Origin of the sequence: Chryseobacterium sp. JM1 (genome assembly GCF_000737715.1) — a bacterium.
Lineage (GTDB): Bacteria > Bacteroidota > Bacteroidia > Flavobacteriales > Weeksellaceae > Chryseobacterium.
This window is the reverse complement of record NZ_JPRN01000001.1, coordinates 192,867-208,766: the sequence shown is the minus strand read 5'-3', so window position 1 is coordinate 208,766 and position 15,900 is coordinate 192,867. Positions and strand designations below refer to the sequence as shown.

Below are 15,900 nucleotides of genomic sequence, written 5' to 3'. Positions count from 1 at the left end.
GGAAAAAGAGAAGAATAAGTGGGAAAATTTTGGCGCAATTATCGGTCTTTATTCTTTGTTCTTTATTCTAGAAAGTCTTTGATCTAACTTCTAACTGCAACGCTGGTATATCTTTTCACAGCGTAATGCAAAATATTTTTATTACTTTTAAGGCGGAATGAGCCGCAGTATCTATATACGAGAAATCCCTTTCATTATTTTGATGAAAGAGCTGATTTCCAGTATTTTATAGATTTTCGTACAATGATTCGCGCCAAAAGAGGGACAAAGGTACAAAAACTTATCCACATAGACAAATAAAACCGCTTCATTTTGAGAACGTTAAACATATTTACATAAGAAAGGCCGTCCCTGAGGGACGGCCTTTCATGTATAGATTATGAGAAATTACTTCACAATGATCTTATAAGATTTCACGGTTGACTTAGTTTCTATTTTTACAACATAGATTCCAGCCGGAAGTGAAGCCGTATTGATTTCAGCATTACCTGAGAATTTATCTGATCTGATCAACTGCCCCTGAGCAGAGAATAAGGTATAAACACCGTTTTCTTCAGATCTTACATTAAGGTTTTCACCAGATTTTACAGGGTTTGGATATACTTTAATATCATTAGCCTTTTCTGTAATATCAGCATCGATTCCTTTTCCAGACTTCATCTGAGCGTTTTTCAACAGAGTAGCATAAGGTGAAAGTGGAGAATTTGGCGCTCCTCTATTCACAAGATCTGTATCTACAACTGCCTGAATACCGTCTTTGTCAAGATCTACAATTCTGGAAATAAATCCTGCTCCAAAATCATCAAGATCTCCTTTACCAATAGCGTACAGGTCAAAATCAATTCCGTTTGAATTCAAATCCACGAAATCCGGTTTATCATCACCGTCTGTATTTTTCAGAGGGTATTTCAAGATTCCTGAATCCGGAGAAGTTTCTAAGATATCTGCAATACCGTTAGCGCCTACTGCAACACCTTTATCAATAATACCGTTACGGTCTGTATCAATCTGGTTGATCACCGATGTTGGAATACCGGATTCAAATAAATCTAAGATTCCATCATTATCAGAATCAAGATCCAGATAAGCCGCAATTCCGTCTCCCAGTACCTGAACAGGTCCAAATACTCCTTCTGTATCATCATCTTCAAATTTACCATTTCTGTCAAGATCTTCTAACGCATCTGGAATTCCATCATTATCAGAATCAAGGTCACAAGCATCCTTAATACCGTCTCCATCTGTATCCAGTGTAGGCGATTTGTCATTGACAGCCGTACATCCTTCTGCACAGTCAGGAATACCGTTTCCGTTTAAGTCAATACTGTCATTACCGTTTGGACATTGGTCAAAACAGTTAGGAACACCATCATTATCATCATCTCTGCTCGCAAAAGCATTGTAGATATTATAGTTTTGAGGGATACGTACTCCTGTACCACTGTAGAAAGTCACCTTAATACGGTTGAATGGTTTTGTAGATTTTCCTCCCACATAGAATTTATTGGAATCTGTCGTGAAGAAATTTCCACTGATCAAACTTCCGGTACTTGTAAAACTATCCGTTTGTGTATTATTGTTGTAAAGCGTTACCGTAATATTTTCAAGCACACTTACCCCGATCAGGTTAGCCGCTTTTTCCAATGTAAATCCTGCATACGTATTGGCAGGAAGCAAAGTATTAGTACCTACCGTAGCATAAGCCGAGAATATGCTCAAAAATGAAGCTGCAGGAAGTGTTGCCGTTGCATAATTAGAAGTATTGGTATCTACAATAGCTGACGCATTTGTCATTTTCGCTAAAATAAGACCTAAAAATCCAGGTCCTGAAGTCCAGTTAGATCCGGTCACAATATTCCCCGGAATAGCAGAACCACTGGTCTGAATTTTATCATTACAGTCACAAGAAGCAGGCTCTTCAAATGCATAGTACACTTTCAGAGATCCTAAATTAACTCCTAAAGTCTGAGTAATTTTCAAACGTACTTCGTTAAAAGGTTTGGAAGAAGTCAATGTAACTTTCTGTTTTCCTGAACCGAATCCTAAAACTTTAATATTAATCAGTCCTCCTCCATCAAATAATGTTTTGGAATCCTGAAGCTGACCATATAAATACGTTTCTACTGTAATATTTTTAAGGAATTCTGCACTTAACAGCTTCCCTTCATCATCAGGAGAAATCACAAAACCGGTTTTGTTACCAGCCGGATAAACTTGGTTTTTGTCCAATACGCCTACTGAATAAGATCCAAGAAGACCCACAGGCAAGACAACAGATCCATAAGAGTTTTTGTCACCGTCTCCGATTCTTTCTTTATTCTGGATGAACGAAAGCGGAGCCAGGAAACTACTGCTTCCCGATACGTTCCCGTCTACACCACTTCCCGCAATGATATCATCACAGATACCATTTTGGTCAACAGGCACTTTGGCAGGATCGAATGCAAATGCATAATACACATTCATTGAACTGAATACAGACAATGCATTCGTTTGATATAATCTTACTTCATTAAATTCCTTTGTTGTTTTTAAATGAAGAAAAATTCTGTTCTTGCTTCCTCCGAATGCAGGAACAGATAATAAGGTACTGCTGCTGGTTGTTTCCTGAAGCACACCATTTTTATAGGTACTGATTCTTAGAGAGCTTAGCAAGTCTACTGTAATGAAACTTGTTCCAAGGTCAACGTTAAATCCGGTAATATATCCCGCTGGATACATTGCGTTTGTATTCTTTACAGAAATACCATTTCCACTTAAAAGAGAAGCAAAATTCCCCATGCTTACGCTGTTATCCAGGTTTGCATCCACTACCGGATTCATGCTTCCACTATAACACGCCAGACAGATTCCTGAATTGTTCACAGGTTTTGCCTCTACCCCCATCCCACGGATAGGTTCGTACCCTTTTTGAGCAGATAATGCTGCAGACATCATGAAGACCATGAGTATCGCCGCCAATCTATCGAATAATTTTTTTGCCATTGTTTTGTTTTTGTTTTATGTTAAAGTTTGTGTTTTCTTTTATAAATTCTGCCATCCGTAAGTGGTAGCGCTGGACTGTCTGCAGCCAACGAAATTACCAGAGGTTACACCCAGCACAGTCGTTACCTCATAAATGATGGATCCTGCATTACTGGCATCACAGGTAGGTCTCGTAGCAGTAGACTTGATTTGAACTGCCTTGCTTACTTCCAGATCTGCATAGTTTGTAGAATTCGGAATCATGTTGATTCCCACATCAGTAAGGGCTGTCCCTGCAGCGCCCTGTCCGGAAAACACCTGCGTGGTATTGGCATATGTAGACTGGCTACCCGTGGAGGTTCCGCCAATTCCAATGGCAATAGAACCTGTTCCACCTACTGTGTTATTACTACCAAAAGCGAAATTATTCAGAGTGACCGTATTATTGGCTCCAAAAGCAAAACCTCCCCCTGAAGCATCATTGGAATACCCCACGGCAACCGCTACAGAGTTTCCCGTTTTGTTAAATCCTCCGAAAGCGAAATTATTGGCAGATATTGCTGTATTTCCGGCACCAAAGGCTTTCCCTCCGCTGCTCACTACATTTGCTGATCCGATGGCAACTCCAGGGAAATTGGCTGCTGAGGCAGTCGCTGTATTCCCTCTTCCCAGCGCTATGTTATTTGAAGTAGTATTAATTACATTCGTACTACCCCATGAAAGGCCGGAAGCATTTTCACCTCCTCCTGACAAACCTCCTGCAGCATCCAGAACCGCATGCACTTTATTGGCCGTGATCATAACAAGATCAGCAGTTCCTTTAGTTCCCAGATAATTAGCGGAAGCCGGTGCAGCTCCCAAAACCTCTGCTGATGTAGAAATTTCACCGCTGGCATTTCCTTTCACCTGCCATTCTGTTCCTGTTTGTTTTTGCCACTGTGTTCCATCGAAATAATAATATCCCGGAGTGGTAATATTTACCGTCTGTCCAGCCGGAGCAATGTCTGCCAGTGTCACATAGACCAACGCTCCTGTCTGAGGCGCTCCATATGTTTTTTTATTCAGCTCTGTCTCAGTCAGTCTGGGAGCAATAATCCCATCCATTTTCGTTGTCACCGAAGGAGACCCAACCACATCCAGGGTGGCCTGGCCCAGGTTCGTATTAATTCCTACTTGTGCGTTTATCCCAATATAAAAGGATAAAGCCGCGAGCGTCAATAATCTGTTTTTCATTTTTAGTGATATTTGTCTTTTTTTGTGTGTGTTTCATTTGTTCAGAAGAGGCATACAGGTTCTTTTTACACTCTGTTCAGGAGCGGAAAATGTTTATTTTCGTTAAAGTGGACGGATGTAGTGTGCCTGCGGTAGGATTAAGATAATTTATCCGGAAATTCAATAATAGAATCAAAACCTCCCAGACTTTTAGAATCTCCGGCGGGATATCTGACTGTTTTCCCGTATAGCTCAGTTTCCATATCAGCATATAAAAGATCTAAAGACTGACTGGTACACAGCTTATCGGATGTCATAAAAGAAAGGATTTTCTTTAAGGAATCATGATGAACCAAAATAGGACGAATAGATTCTCCACTTGCGGTTTTCATATGATATGCGTTTTTGAAACTCATCTTATTCTTCTGCTGTTCTCTATCAGTATCCATTTCCGGAGAAACATTACTGACAGCAGAAATACATGGTTCAATAGTGGAACTTACACTTTTATCTTTTCCTAGACTCTCTGCAGAGGTTTCAAAACAGTCTGTTTTATGAGAATAGCACGAGGAGACAGTAGATTGCTGTACTGTTGAAGATATGGTGCTTAGACTTCCTATCTGCAGTGCGGCCAGCATACTAATACAATATGCTACAGCAGAGCCATAGAAGATAAAGTAACTTCTTTTCAAATGTCTGTGTGTTTTTTTTCGGTACAAATATAGTAATTTTTCAATCAAAACAATATTTTAATATTAAATTTTGAAACAAAATATACAATTCTATGAATAATAAATATTTAATTATGTTAAATTAAAGTAAATTAATAATCATATTTGAATATACAGCAACACACGGCAAAAATATTCAAATACTATTAGGAATTAGATACGGTTTCTGATGACAATGAAAACAAAAAAGCCCGGACATTACTGTCCGGGCTTCCTATTTTATAGTAAATTGAATTATTTCAATTCTACTTCAGCACCAGCTTCTTCTAATTGCTTCTTAAGAGCTTCAGCTTCGTCTTTAGAGATTCCTTGCTTGATAGCAGCAGGAGCTCCGTCTACGATATCTTTAGCTTCTTTAAGACCAGCACCAGTTAAATCTTTTACCAATTTAACGATAGCCAATTTAGAAGCACCTGCAGACTTAAGAATTACGTCGAATTCAGTCTTTTCTTCAGCAGCTTCACCTGCACCACCTGCAGCAACAACTACAGCAGCAGCAGCTGGCTCAATTCCGTACTCATCCTTAAGGATAGTAGCTAATTCGTTTACGTCTTTTACAGTTAGGTTTACTAGCGTTTCAGCTAAATTTTTTAAATCTGACATTGTTGTAATGTTTTTGTTGATTATTTATTTAATTTTTTGAGAGTATTATTCAGCAGCTGGCGTTTCGTCAGTGCTTTCTGCAGCAGGAGCTTCTGTAGCCTCAGCAGCAGGAGTTTCTTCTACAGCAGGTGCAGCAGCTTCTTCAGCTGTAGCTTCTACTGTTTCAGATTTGTTTTGAAGAGCAGAAACAACTCTTTGAATTGGAGACTGAAGTAATCCGATGATTTCACCGATCATTTCTTCTCTAGACTTAATGCTTACTAGAGCATCAAGGTTGTTGTCACCAACATAGAAAGTTTCCTGAACAAAAGCAGATTTTAAAGCCGGCTTCTCTTCTTTTTTTCTGAAGTCTTTGATTAATTTTGCAGGAGCGTTAGCTGTTTCAGCAATCATCAAAGCAGAGTTACCTTTGAAAGTTTCAAACATTTCAGAGAAATCTACTCCGTCAATTTGCTCCATTGCTTTTTGTAAAAGTGTATTTTTCACCACTTTTACTTTGATATTCTGCTTGAAAGCCTGTCTTCTGAAATCAGAAGATTTAGCAGCGTTCAAACCGTCTAGATCTGCTACATAAACTACTTTCGCATCCTGAAGCAAATCTTTGATCTCTTGTATTGCTACAACTTTTTGGTCTTTTGTCATTGTCTTAAGGATTATTATTAGTTAACAGATTTACTATCAATTGCAATACCCGGGCTCATTGTAGAAGAAAGATAAACGCTCTTCACATAAGTACCTTTAGCAGCAGTTGGTTTCATTTTGATCAATGTCGAAATTAATTCCTGAGCATTTTCTTTGATCTTAGCAGCATCGAAAGATACTTTACCAATACCAGCATGGATGATACCATACTTGTCTACTTTGAAATCAATTTTACCTGCTTTTACTTCAGCTACTGCTTTACCAATTTCCATGGTTACAGTTCCTGATTTAGGGTTAGGCATTAGACCTCTTGGACCTAATACTCTACCTAATGGACCTAATTTACCCATAACAGCTGGCATAGTAACGATAACGTCAACGTCTGTCCAACCTTCTTTTATTTTCTGTAAATATTCGTCAAGACCTACATAATCAGCTCCAGCTTCTTTAGCTTCAGCTTCTTTATCTGGTGTAACAAGAGCTAAAACTTTAACATCTTTACCAGTTCCGTGAGGAAGAGATACTACACCTCTTACCATTTGGTTTGCTTTTCTTGGATCTACACCCAATCTAACAGCGATATCTACAGAAGCATCAAACTTCGTAGTGTTTACTTCTTTTACAAGAGCAGAACCTTCTTCAAGGCTATAGATTCTTCCTTTTTCTACTTTGCTTAAAGCTTCCTTTTGCTTTTTAGTCAATTTTGCCATTTCTATTAGTTTTAAGCGTTAAAAGTTGGTTTAGTTCCTGTTACTCTTAATCCCATAGATCTAGCAGTACCTGCAACCATAGAAACTGCAGAATCGATTGTAAAGCAGTTAAGGTCAGTCATTTTATCCTCAGCGATTTTCTTCACCTGATCCCAAGATACAGAACCTACTTTGTTTCTGTTTGGTTCACCGGAACCTCCCTTGATCTTAGCTGCATCCATTAATTGGATCGCTGCAGGTGGAGTTTTAATAACGAATTCAAAAGATTTGTCTTCGTATACTGTAATTACTACAGGTAAAACTTGCCCTGGCTTATCTTGGGTTCTCCCGTTAAATTGCTTACAAAACTCCATGATGTTCACACCTGCAGAACCCAATGCTGGACCTACTGGTGGAGAAGGGTTAGCTGCGCCACCTTTCACCTGAAGCTTTACCATTTTAAAGACTTTCTTAGCCATTTTTAATTTTTTTAGTTTGAATAATTAATGAGTTTGGAAGCATTTATTATTCAGCAGATTACCGACTCACATACAGTAAATCTACTTTTCGGACTGCAAAATTATGAAATATTTTTGAATTAGCAAATGGAATGTGTTGATTTTTAGAAAGAATTACAAATATTTTTTTTTCTACATTTACAAAAAACGAAATCTATGAAACTGAAATATTTACTCCTGAGTATTTTTTTAATGTTTTGTTGGAGTATCAAAGCGCAAAATGAGTTTATCACCATATGGAAGCCAAGTAATACCGGTTTTATTCCTACACAGAGTACCTCTACCCAGATTTATTTTCCCGGAGTAGGAACAGATTATAAAATTTACTGGGAAGAAGTTGGCTATCCTGCCCACCATGCAACATTGACGAATGTAACAACTGTTCTGGGATTACCTCTCCTCATCGATTTCGGAACTCCTCTCAATCCTGTCGCGAATAATGCTACCTACACTTTAAAGGTAAGTTCAGACAATGGGAATTTTCACCGTATCTGCTTTTTCATACCCACTGTGACTATACGCCGCGGAGACATTCACAAAATTACCGAAGTCGTACAATGGGGAAACATTAAATGGTCCAGTATGGAGGGCGCGTTTAATTACTGTACTGAAATGGATGTCACCGCTACTGATATTCCGTTTTTAGACCTTGTCACTACTATGGCAGGGATGTTTGCCGGATGCTATAAGCTGGTTGGCAATTCTTCTTTCAGTGATTGGGATGTCTCCCATGTGACCAATTTGAGCTCCTGTTTTTACAATGCCACATTATTCAACCAGCCTATAAGCAGTTGGAACATCTCCAATGTTACAGATATTTCTTTACTGTTTTATGCCGCTACCCAATTTAATCAGCCTGTAGGAATCTGGAATACCTCGAATGTAACCAATATGCAGGGAACCTTTGGGTTTACCTATCAGTTTAATCAGCCTCTTGCCAACTGGGATACTTCAAAAGTTACCAATATGAGCATTATGTTTTCTGATGCTATGATCTTCAATCAGCCTATTGAAAACTGGGATATTTCAAAGGTGACCGATATTTCATATATGTTCAATTCCACGCAGATGTTCAACCAGCCTTTAGCCAACTGGAATACATCCAGTGTTACCCATATGAAATCTCTGTTTACGAATGCCTATACATTTAATCAACCCATCGGAAACTGGGACACCTCAATGGTTACCGACATGTCCGGGGTCTTCAGGGAAACCAGAGCCTTTGATCAGCCTGTTGCCGGCTGGGACACCTCAAATGTCACCAATATGCTTGATATGTTTGCAGAAGCAGAAAAATTCAATCAGCCTATTGGAAACTGGAATACTTCAATGGTTACCGACATGAGCTACATGTTTACCCGCGCCCTGCTTTTTAATCAGCCTATAGGAAACTGGAACACCTCAAATGTAACCAATATGTATGCTATGTTCAGCGACAATCCGATTTTCAACCAACCTATTGGCAGCTGGGATACTTCAGCCGTAAAGGATATGCGTATCATGTTTAAAAACGCCAGCGCATTCAATCAGGATCTGGGAACCTGGAATTTATATGCTGTTACGCAAATGAATGCCATGCTGGATTCCTCCGGTTTATCCTGCAATCATTATAATTCCACATTACAGGGTTGGGCTAACAGTATTTCCAGTCCCAACACCATGTCCTTAGGCGCATCCGGCCTGGTTTACTCTACCCCTCAGGCATTATCAGCTAGAAACAATCTGATTAATTTTAAAAACTGGACCATTACGAATGACACCTACAATCCGGAATGTAATGTACTTACCACTTCTGAGGTGAAAAAAAATAATTTAAGTATCTATCCAAATCCTGTAAAAAACACTCTATTTTTCACAGAAGACGTATCTGATATAGAAATCTACACTTTAGAAGGAAGACTGTTAAAAAATAATCTAACTGGAAAACAAGCCGATGTTTCAGCGCTGCCGAAAGGAGTTTATCTGCTGAAAGCAACAGATAAAGCTCAAAATACAGTACACAAAAAATTTATAAAGGATTAATTCAGACACAGCCTGCCCATTTTGAATATTCCACACAGTAAAGATCAGTCTCCTTACTTTTTGTCTCATCATTACAACAGATTTAAGGCACTAAAAAAGCCACATCATCAGATATGGCTTAGTATATTGTTCAAATATTGATATTCCGATTAAAATCCAGAAGGCTTATTTACTGTACGTGCCGAACCGTTTGTTCCTCCAAGATCGGTCGTGATGTCGGAGATATTCTGTTTGGTGATCAGTCTTTTGTAAGCCATCAGATAAAGATCTATGGTAAAATTATTGTATGTTCTTGCCGGATTGGCAGAGGTAAGAGCGATAAGCTTGCTGTCTGTAAACCTTGCTCTGATATGCCATGTCCCTTTGCTTTTGAACGCCGTCACATCTGGAGATCCCTGTCTGTTATCATTCGTTCCGTTGTCCCCATAGTCAAGAGCTACGTTGGTGGTTCCATCATTCATTTTGAATGAGTAATTGTGAACTACAACAAGGAACTTGTCCGCATCAATTTTGGTATCGTAATCTGTAATTCCAGCTCCCGAAATTCCGGTAAGAGAAAGTTTAAGATAATTAAACAGTCCGCTGCTCTCCAATGTAGGATCATACAGCTGAAGTGAATTTTCGGAAGTCGCAAGGAAGCTTCCTCCGGTCATTGTAGGTTCTCCCGGATTTCTAAGATACAACGTGTTTGTATAAGTTTGACCGTTCACATCCAGTGTTTCTTTCGGATCAGTGGTTTTGATCCCTACTCTTCCGGACTGGGCATTCATAAAAATTCCCAGAAACAATATCGTGATAATATAAATTCTTTTTTCCATGATCATCATTATTGAAGCCCTAAAGGCGTGTTAGTTGAAACTCCTGAATAAACCGGTGAAGCCGATGCAGAAACAGATCCGGTGAATGTTCCCCATTCTTTTACCAGAGATTTTTCGAAGACGTTTAATGTAAGCGTCCATGTTCCGTTCGTAGAAGATACCGTGCCTGCGCCTTTAAAGCTTAAATTGATCGCATGATAGGTTTTTCCTCCACTGGTCACCTGCGTTACTTCCGTTGAATAAGCCCCGAAAGACTTAGGACTTGTAGAAGTATTCACAGCCGAAACCGCATTGGAAAATACAGCGCCAGTGATGGCCACTACATATTTGCCGGTTTCCAAACCTGTGTTCAGATTAATAACTTCATCCTGGCTTACATTTTTCAGAATAACATTGTAGGTATTTACCGGTGCTACATTACGAAGCGAAATATCCAGCATCTTAATTTTCCCTACCGGAGAAGTATCTTTTGAACGGGTCAAAAGAAAATAGTTTCCCCTTGCCGGTGAGTTGACAGTGTCTACAAGATAAGATTCCACAAGAGTTTCTCCGGCTACATCTAAAGTTCCCTGAGGATTAGCAGTATTAATACCCACTTGTGCATGAAGCCCTAAAAAAGAACCTGCTAAAAGGAATAATGTGGTGATTTTTTTCATTATGTTGTGTTTTTATTGAATTAATGGAGCTGTAGCAGCACCGGTAGTAGAAGTTCCTAAATCCTGTGTTGTATTCAATTCTTTTGCGTACGCTTTGTCAAAAACCAGCAAATTCAGGGTCCATTCTCCTGTAGGGAAAGAATTATCCGGGGCAAAACCCTGGTAATCCGCTTTCAGTTTCCATGTTCCACCGGAAGGATAAGCAAAGATCTGTGGCACTGGGGTCAACCAGTCTGCAGAATAGGTTCTTACAGGCTGTGTAAATCCGAATGAAGAGATCACAACAAGAAACTTATTGGAATTGATCTTGGTATCAAACTGATTCACCCAGTCTTTATCTGAAGGGTCACAGGTGATTTTAAACTGAATAAGATTGATCGGTGCGGGAGAGTTCGGTACAAAAGTATCATTGTAAGCCGTAATTTTGTTTTCCGGAGCCGGAGACTTGATCACGAAAGTATAATTTTCATCAGCTCCCAGTTTTTCCAAAGGTTTTTTGAAGATCATTCCTGAGGTCTTCATCGTTCCGTTTACTGTCAGATCTTTTTCAGGTTTTGAAGTATTTATACCAACCTGAGCGCTCACGAATACAGTGCATGCAAAAAGCACCATCGAAATAATTTTAGTCATTGAACTTGTATTGTGTTTGTTTTATTAATCTTCCGTCATTCCATTTTCCTTTACCTTTTCAAAAAAAGCATACAGCTTTCCTATACTCTGCTATGCACAGTATACCATTTAAAAGGATAAAACTTTATGGATTAATTGGGTACTACTTTGCAAGAAGCATGCCACATGAAAATAAATCAAAAAATAAATCTTTATCTCGATAAAAATCTACTACTTCACTACAAATCAGTAAAAACTAATCAAAAAAAAAGACTCATTTGTACGAACTTTACAATAAACCCTAATTAAGATATAGTATTTTAATAAATTAGATCTGTAAAAGTTTAAGCACAAAAAAAGACCGCTGAAAAGCGGTCTTAATATATTTTAAAAGTATGCATTATACTTTTTCTACCTGCATATAGCTCAACTCCATTGGAGTTTTTCTACCGAAGATCAATACAGAAACTTCAATTTTCTTTTTGTCTTCAAGAATCTTCTCAACAGTTCCGTTGAATCCATTGAAAGGTCCGTCAATTACTTTAACGTTTTCACCTACAATGAATGGGATTTCCACATCGCTTGCAAATTCTGAAAGCTCATCCATTCTTCCCAACATTCTGTTTACTTCAGACTTTCTCATTGGAACAGGATCACCTCCTTTCGTTAAGCTAAGGAAAGATATTACTCCCGGAATGTTCTTAATCGCGTGAGGAATTTCACCCATCAGATCAGCTTCGATCATCAGGTATCCAGGATAGTAAGGCTTCTCTTTAGGAACTTTTTTTCCGTTTCTAATCTGTATAACCTTTTCCATAGGAATAACCACTTGAGTAACGTACTGCTCAAACCCTAGACGTTTGATTTCTGTCTCAATATAGTTTTTCACTTTATTTTCCTGTCCGCTGATCGCTTTCAGCACATACCATTTCAATTCGCTCATTATGGGAAAATACTTTTTTAGTTGAACACGTTAATTAGCATTCCAATTATGTTGCTGATTGCTTTTGAAAACAACTCATCAACTCCAAAGGTAAACAATGCCAAAATCACTGTAGCTATAGTTACTACAATAGTGGAAGACTGAAGATCAGACCACTTTGGCCATTCAACTTTATGTCTGAATTCGTTATAAGAACCTTTTAAAAAATCAACAAATGAACTCATAATTAATATTTGCACGGGCACAAGGATTCGAACCCTGATCAACGGTTTTGGAGACCGGTATCCTACCATTGGACGATGCCCGTAGATAAAAAGCTTCCGGAGAGTTTCCTTCCGGAAGCCTTATTTATTTTAAGATGATTAGTCTAAGATTTCAGTTACCTGACCTGAACCAACTGTTCTACCTCCTTCTCTGATCGCAAATCTAAGACCTACGTTAAGAGCGATTGGCTGTAACAATTCTACAGTGATCTCTAAGTTATCACCAGGCATTACCATTTCTACACCTTCTGGTAAGAAGATCTCACCTGTAACGTCAGTAGTTCTTACGTAGAACTGAGGACGGTACTTGTTGTGGAATGGAGTGTGACGTCCACCTTCTTCCTTAGAAAGGATATAAACAGATGCTTTGAATTTTTTGTGTGGCTTAACAGAATCTTTCTTAGCGATAACCATACCTCTCTTGATGTCAGTTTTTTCAATACCTCTCAACAATAGACCTACGTTATCTCCAGCTTCACCTCTGTCAAGGATTTTTCTGAACATCTCAACTCCTGTAATAGTAGAAGTTAATTTTTCTTCACCCATACCGATGATATCAACAGGATCACCTGTGTTGATAATACCAGCCTCGATTCTACCAGTTGCAACAGTACCTCTACCTGTAATAGAGAATACGTCTTCGATTGGCATCAAGAAAGGCTTATCAGTATCTCTTGGTGGTTGCTCGATCCAAGTATCAACAGCATCCATTAATTCTTCAACGCTCTTGAACCACTTGTCTTCAGTATCAGGAGTAGCTGCTGTAGCTGCTGTAAGAGCACCTAGTGCAGAACCTTGAATTACTGGAGAGTTATCACCGTCGAATTCGTAAGTAGACAACAAGTCTCTAAGTTCCATTTCAACAAGCTCTAATAACTCAGCATCATCTACCATGTCAACTTTGTTCATGAAAACAACAATTCTAGGTACGTTTACCTGACGACAAAGTAGGATATGTTCTCTAGTCTGAGGCATAGGACCGTCAGTTGCAGCACATACTACGATAGCTCCGTCCATTTGAGCAGCACCAGTTACCATGTTCTTTACATAATCCGCGTGACCTGGACAGTCAACGTGAGCATAGTGTCTTTTTTCAGTTTCGTATTCGATGTGAGCAGTATTGATAGTAATACCTCTTTCTTTTTCTTCTGGAGCAGAGTCAATTGCAGAGAAGTCTTTTTTCTCAGCAAGACCTTTGCTAGCTAATACAGCAGAAATTGCAGCTGTAAGAGTAGTTTTACCATGGTCAACGTGACCAATAGTACCAATGTTCAAGTGTGGTTTGTTACGATTAAACGTTTCCTTTGCCATGATTTAAAATTATTTATTTTATTATTTTTCAATTTTTCGGTGTGCAAATATAATGATTTTTTTAAATACCAAAACCTTTTTCATTAAAAAAGTTTCAATATTCAAATCAAAGAAGCACAAACCTTATATTTCAATGTATTGAGACTGCAAATTTACACAAATTTCCGGATTGAAAAAAATCATCTCTACCCTTTTTAGTCCAAATTATAAAGTATCTGATTCGTTCTGAATAGTATAGAAGCCTAAAATATTTTTTTTATCCATAAAATTCACCACAAAAAAACCGCTTTAATGGTTTTCTCGTACATACTATAAACCATTAAAAATAATATTATGAGAACATTATTACACTTCTTTCTGGTCCTGATGACCGTGACGACATTTTTTTCGTGCGACAATTCCGATGATCCGATGATGATGCCGGACAGCAATGTAACCGGGCCAGATCTTATGGCTTACGGACTTACAGGAATGAATGAACTTGTTTCTTTCAATGCCAATAATCCTAAAACATTTGCTGCTAAAACAGCCATTACAGGAATTACAGCCGGCGAAAAACTCATGAGTATAGATTTCAGACCGGCTACCGGAGAATTATACGCACTGTCGAATGCCAGCAAATTATACATCATCAATACAGCCAGTGCTTCTGCAAGAATGGTAAGCGCGACAGCTTTTACGCCTGCCGTTTCCGGAACGATAGCTTCCATTGATTTCAATCCAACAGTAGACAGAATCCGTTTGGTAAGTAATACAGGACAAAATTTAAGACTTCACCCTGAAACGGGAGCTGTGGCAGCAACGGATACCAATATCTCCGGTACCGGAACGCCAAGCATTAACGGAGTAGCTTACACAAACAGCAAAGCAGGGGCTTCATCCACTGTTTTATACGATATTGATCCCGTTTCCGGAAAATTATTCAAGCAGGATCCGCCGAATAACGGAACTTTGGTGGAAGTAGGAAGTCTTGGGGCTACCTTCTCAGGACAGGCCGCTTTTGACATTAAATTTGATAACAGCACTTCTTTACTGGCTTTAAACGAAAAATTACATGTGCTGGATCTGAATAGCGGTAAAGCCACTTTTATAGGATCGTTTCCACAAGCTGTTATAGATCTTGCGATTCCTACTGAAGCGGTAGCTTATGCCATCGATAATTCAAATAATCTTCAAATCTTCAATCCAAACAGCCCGATGCCGGTTTCCAAAACAGTGGCAGGACTTCAAACCGGAGAAAATATTTTAGGAATCGATTTCCGTCCTTTGAACGGGCAATTGTATGCTTTGGGAAGTTCAAGCAGAATTTATACGATCAATTTAGGAACCGGAGCTGCAACGGCTGTTGGAAGCTCTCCTTTCGCTACTTTACTGGCAGGAACGGATTTTGGATTTGACTTCAATCCAATGGTTGATAAAATACGTGTAGTAAGCAATACCGGGCAAAATCTTCGTTTAGATCCTGTTACCGGAGGCATTACCGCAGTAGACACGACTATCAGTCCGGTTACAGCGATGATTGGTGCTGCAGCTTATACCAATAATTTTGCAGGCGCTACATCCACTACTCTATTTGTGATCGATCATAATACAGATAAATTATACCAGCAAACGCCTCCCAATAACGGAACTCTGGTAGAAACCGGTTCTTTAGGCATCAATATTACGAATGCGAACGGTTTTGATATTGGAAGTGCAAGCCAGAAAGCGTATCTGATGGCTACTGTAGGAACCTCAACGAAATTATACACCGTTAATACGACATCGGGAGCTGCAACAGCCGTTTCTGATTACCCTAATACCGTAAAAGCTTTTGCCGTAGGATTAGGATTTTAAAAAGACTCATAATAATTATTTCGATACCAAGAAGCGCGGAAAACTATGTTTTCCGCGCTTCACTTAATATAGATAGAAGAAAT

15 protein-coding genes and 1 tRNA gene are annotated in these 15,900 nt (G+C 38.9%); 2 read left to right on the top strand and 14 right to left on the bottom strand.

Features of this window, described 5'->3' with window-relative positions:
* Positions 1-387: 387 nt before the first annotated feature.
* The 7 genes from IW22_RS00885 to rplK all read right to left on the bottom strand — a co-directional run bounded on the left by IW22_RS00885 (position 388) and on the right by rplK (position 7,320).
* Positions 388-2,985 (bottom strand): T9SS type A sorting domain-containing protein, encoded by a 2,598-nt coding sequence (locus IW22_RS00885; RefSeq protein WP_034723393.1) that lies wholly within the window; start codon positions 2,983-2,985, stop codon positions 388-390.
* A 39-nt stretch (positions 2,986-3,024) separates the two neighbouring features.
* A complete protein-coding gene (locus tag IW22_RS00880; protein WP_034723391.1) occupies positions 3,025-4,197 on the bottom strand; it encodes a hypothetical protein in 1,173 nt (390 codons plus the stop codon).
* 137 nt (positions 4,198-4,334) lie between these two features.
* Entirely contained in the window at positions 4,335-4,868 is a 534-nt protein-coding gene (locus tag IW22_RS00875) for a hypothetical protein (protein WP_131401664.1), read from the bottom strand.
* Positions 4,869-5,141: 273 nt separating this feature from the next.
* Positions 5,142-5,510 carry a 50S ribosomal protein L7/L12 gene (rplL, locus tag IW22_RS00870; RefSeq protein WP_034723387.1) on the bottom strand — a complete coding sequence of 123 codons (369 nt, stop codon included), beginning with the start codon at positions 5,508-5,510 and terminating at the stop codon, positions 5,142-5,144.
* A 45-nt stretch (positions 5,511-5,555) separates the two neighbouring features.
* Positions 5,556-6,152, bottom strand: coding sequence for a 50S ribosomal protein L10 (gene rplJ, locus IW22_RS00865; protein ID WP_034723384.1), 597 nt, complete (start codon positions 6,150-6,152; stop codon positions 5,556-5,558).
* A 17-nt stretch (positions 6,153-6,169) separates the two neighbouring features.
* Entirely contained in the window at positions 6,170-6,862 is a 693-nt protein-coding gene (gene rplA, locus IW22_RS00860) for a 50S ribosomal protein L1 (protein ID WP_034723382.1), read from the bottom strand.
* A gap of 11 nt (positions 6,863-6,873) precedes the next feature.
* Positions 6,874-7,320, bottom strand: a complete 447-nt coding sequence (gene rplK / locus IW22_RS00855) for a 50S ribosomal protein L11 (protein ID WP_034723381.1) — start codon at positions 7,318-7,320, stop codon at positions 6,874-6,876.
* 195 nt (positions 7,321-7,515) lie between these two features.
* Here rplK and IW22_RS23435 point away from each other — a divergent pair, with 195 nt between their 5' ends.
* Positions 7,516-9,381 carry a BspA family leucine-rich repeat surface protein gene (locus tag IW22_RS23435; RefSeq protein WP_051890869.1) on the top strand — a complete coding sequence of 622 codons (1,866 nt, stop codon included), beginning with the start codon at positions 7,516-7,518 and terminating at the stop codon, positions 9,379-9,381.
* A gap of 149 nt (positions 9,382-9,530) precedes the next feature.
* On the opposite strand, the gene IW22_RS00845 is transcribed toward IW22_RS23435, so the two are convergent.
* From IW22_RS00845 to tuf, 7 genes are all read right to left on the bottom strand, one after another.
* On the bottom strand, positions 9,531-10,199 hold the full coding sequence (locus tag IW22_RS00845; protein WP_034723811.1) for a hypothetical protein: 669 nt from the start codon (positions 10,197-10,199) through the stop codon (positions 9,531-9,533).
* 8 nt (positions 10,200-10,207) lie between these two features.
* A complete protein-coding gene (locus IW22_RS00840; protein ID WP_034723379.1) occupies positions 10,208-10,855 on the bottom strand; it encodes a hypothetical protein in 648 nt (215 codons plus the stop codon).
* A gap of 12 nt (positions 10,856-10,867) precedes the next feature.
* Complete coding sequence (locus IW22_RS00835; protein WP_034723378.1) at positions 10,868-11,485, bottom strand: hypothetical protein; 618 nt, start codon at positions 11,483-11,485, stop codon at positions 10,868-10,870.
* A gap of 379 nt (positions 11,486-11,864) precedes the next feature.
* Complete coding sequence (nusG, locus tag IW22_RS00830; protein ID WP_034702030.1) at positions 11,865-12,407, bottom strand: transcription termination/antitermination protein NusG; 543 nt, start codon at positions 12,405-12,407, stop codon at positions 11,865-11,867.
* Between the two features lie 17 nt (positions 12,408-12,424).
* Entirely contained in the window at positions 12,425-12,631 is a 207-nt protein-coding gene (gene secE, locus IW22_RS00825) for a preprotein translocase subunit SecE (protein ID WP_034723808.1), read from the bottom strand.
* A 12-nt stretch (positions 12,632-12,643) separates the two neighbouring features.
* Positions 12,644-12,714 (bottom strand) — tRNA-Trp (locus tag IW22_RS00820).
* Between the two features lie 55 nt (positions 12,715-12,769).
* A complete protein-coding gene (tuf, locus tag IW22_RS00815) occupies positions 12,770-13,981 on the bottom strand; it encodes an elongation factor Tu (protein WP_034723377.1) in 1,212 nt (403 codons plus the stop codon).
* 333 nt (positions 13,982-14,314) lie between these two features.
* Between tuf and IW22_RS00810 the strand changes: the two genes are divergently transcribed.
* Complete coding sequence (locus IW22_RS00810) at positions 14,315-15,817, top strand: DUF4394 domain-containing protein (RefSeq protein ID WP_034723375.1); 1,503 nt, start codon at positions 14,315-14,317, stop codon at positions 15,815-15,817.
* The last annotated feature ends 83 nt before the right edge of the window (positions 15,818-15,900 follow it).

What these genes read in the sequence shown, in the direction of transcription:
- IW22_RS00885 (WP_034723393.1), bottom strand. Translation starts at nt 2,985, where the DNA reads ATGGCAAAAAAATTATTCGATAGATTGGCGGCGATACTCATGGTCTTC.
- IW22_RS00880 (WP_034723391.1), bottom strand. Translation starts at nt 4,197, where the DNA reads ATGAAAAACAGATTATTGACGCTCGCGGCTTTATCCTTTTATATTGGG.
- rplL (WP_034723387.1), bottom strand. Translation starts at nt 5,510, where the DNA reads ATGTCAGATTTAAAAAATTTAGCTGAAACGCTAGTAAACCTAACTGTA.
- rplJ (WP_034723384.1), bottom strand. Translation starts at nt 6,152, where the DNA reads ATGACAAAAGACCAAAAAGTTGTAGCAATACAAGAGATCAAAGATTTG.
- rplA (WP_034723382.1), bottom strand. Translation starts at nt 6,862, where the DNA reads ATGGCAAAATTGACTAAAAAGCAAAAGGAAGCTTTAAGCAAAGTAGAA.
- rplK (WP_034723381.1), bottom strand. Translation starts at nt 7,320, where the DNA reads ATGGCTAAGAAAGTCTTTAAAATGGTAAAGCTTCAGGTGAAAGGTGGC.
- IW22_RS23435 (WP_051890869.1), top strand. Translation starts at nt 7,516, where the DNA reads ATGAAACTGAAATATTTACTCCTGAGTATTTTTTTAATGTTTTGTTGG.
- IW22_RS00845 (WP_034723811.1), bottom strand. Translation starts at nt 10,199, where the DNA reads ATGGAAAAAAGAATTTATATTATCACGATATTGTTTCTGGGAATTTTT.
- IW22_RS00840 (WP_034723379.1), bottom strand. Translation starts at nt 10,855, where the DNA reads ATGAAAAAAATCACCACATTATTCCTTTTAGCAGGTTCTTTTTTAGGG.
- IW22_RS00835 (WP_034723378.1), bottom strand. Translation starts at nt 11,485, where the DNA reads ATGACTAAAATTATTTCGATGGTGCTTTTTGCATGCACTGTATTCGTG.
- nusG (WP_034702030.1), bottom strand. Translation starts at nt 12,407, where the DNA reads ATGAGCGAATTGAAATGGTATGTGCTGAAAGCGATCAGCGGACAGGAA.
- secE (WP_034723808.1), bottom strand. Translation starts at nt 12,631, where the DNA reads ATGAGTTCATTTGTTGATTTTTTAAAAGGTTCTTATAACGAATTCAGA.
- tuf (WP_034723377.1), bottom strand. Translation starts at nt 13,981, where the DNA reads ATGGCAAAGGAAACGTTTAATCGTAACAAACCACACTTGAACATTGGT.
- IW22_RS00810 (WP_034723375.1), top strand. Translation starts at nt 14,315, where the DNA reads ATGAGAACATTATTACACTTCTTTCTGGTCCTGATGACCGTGACGACA.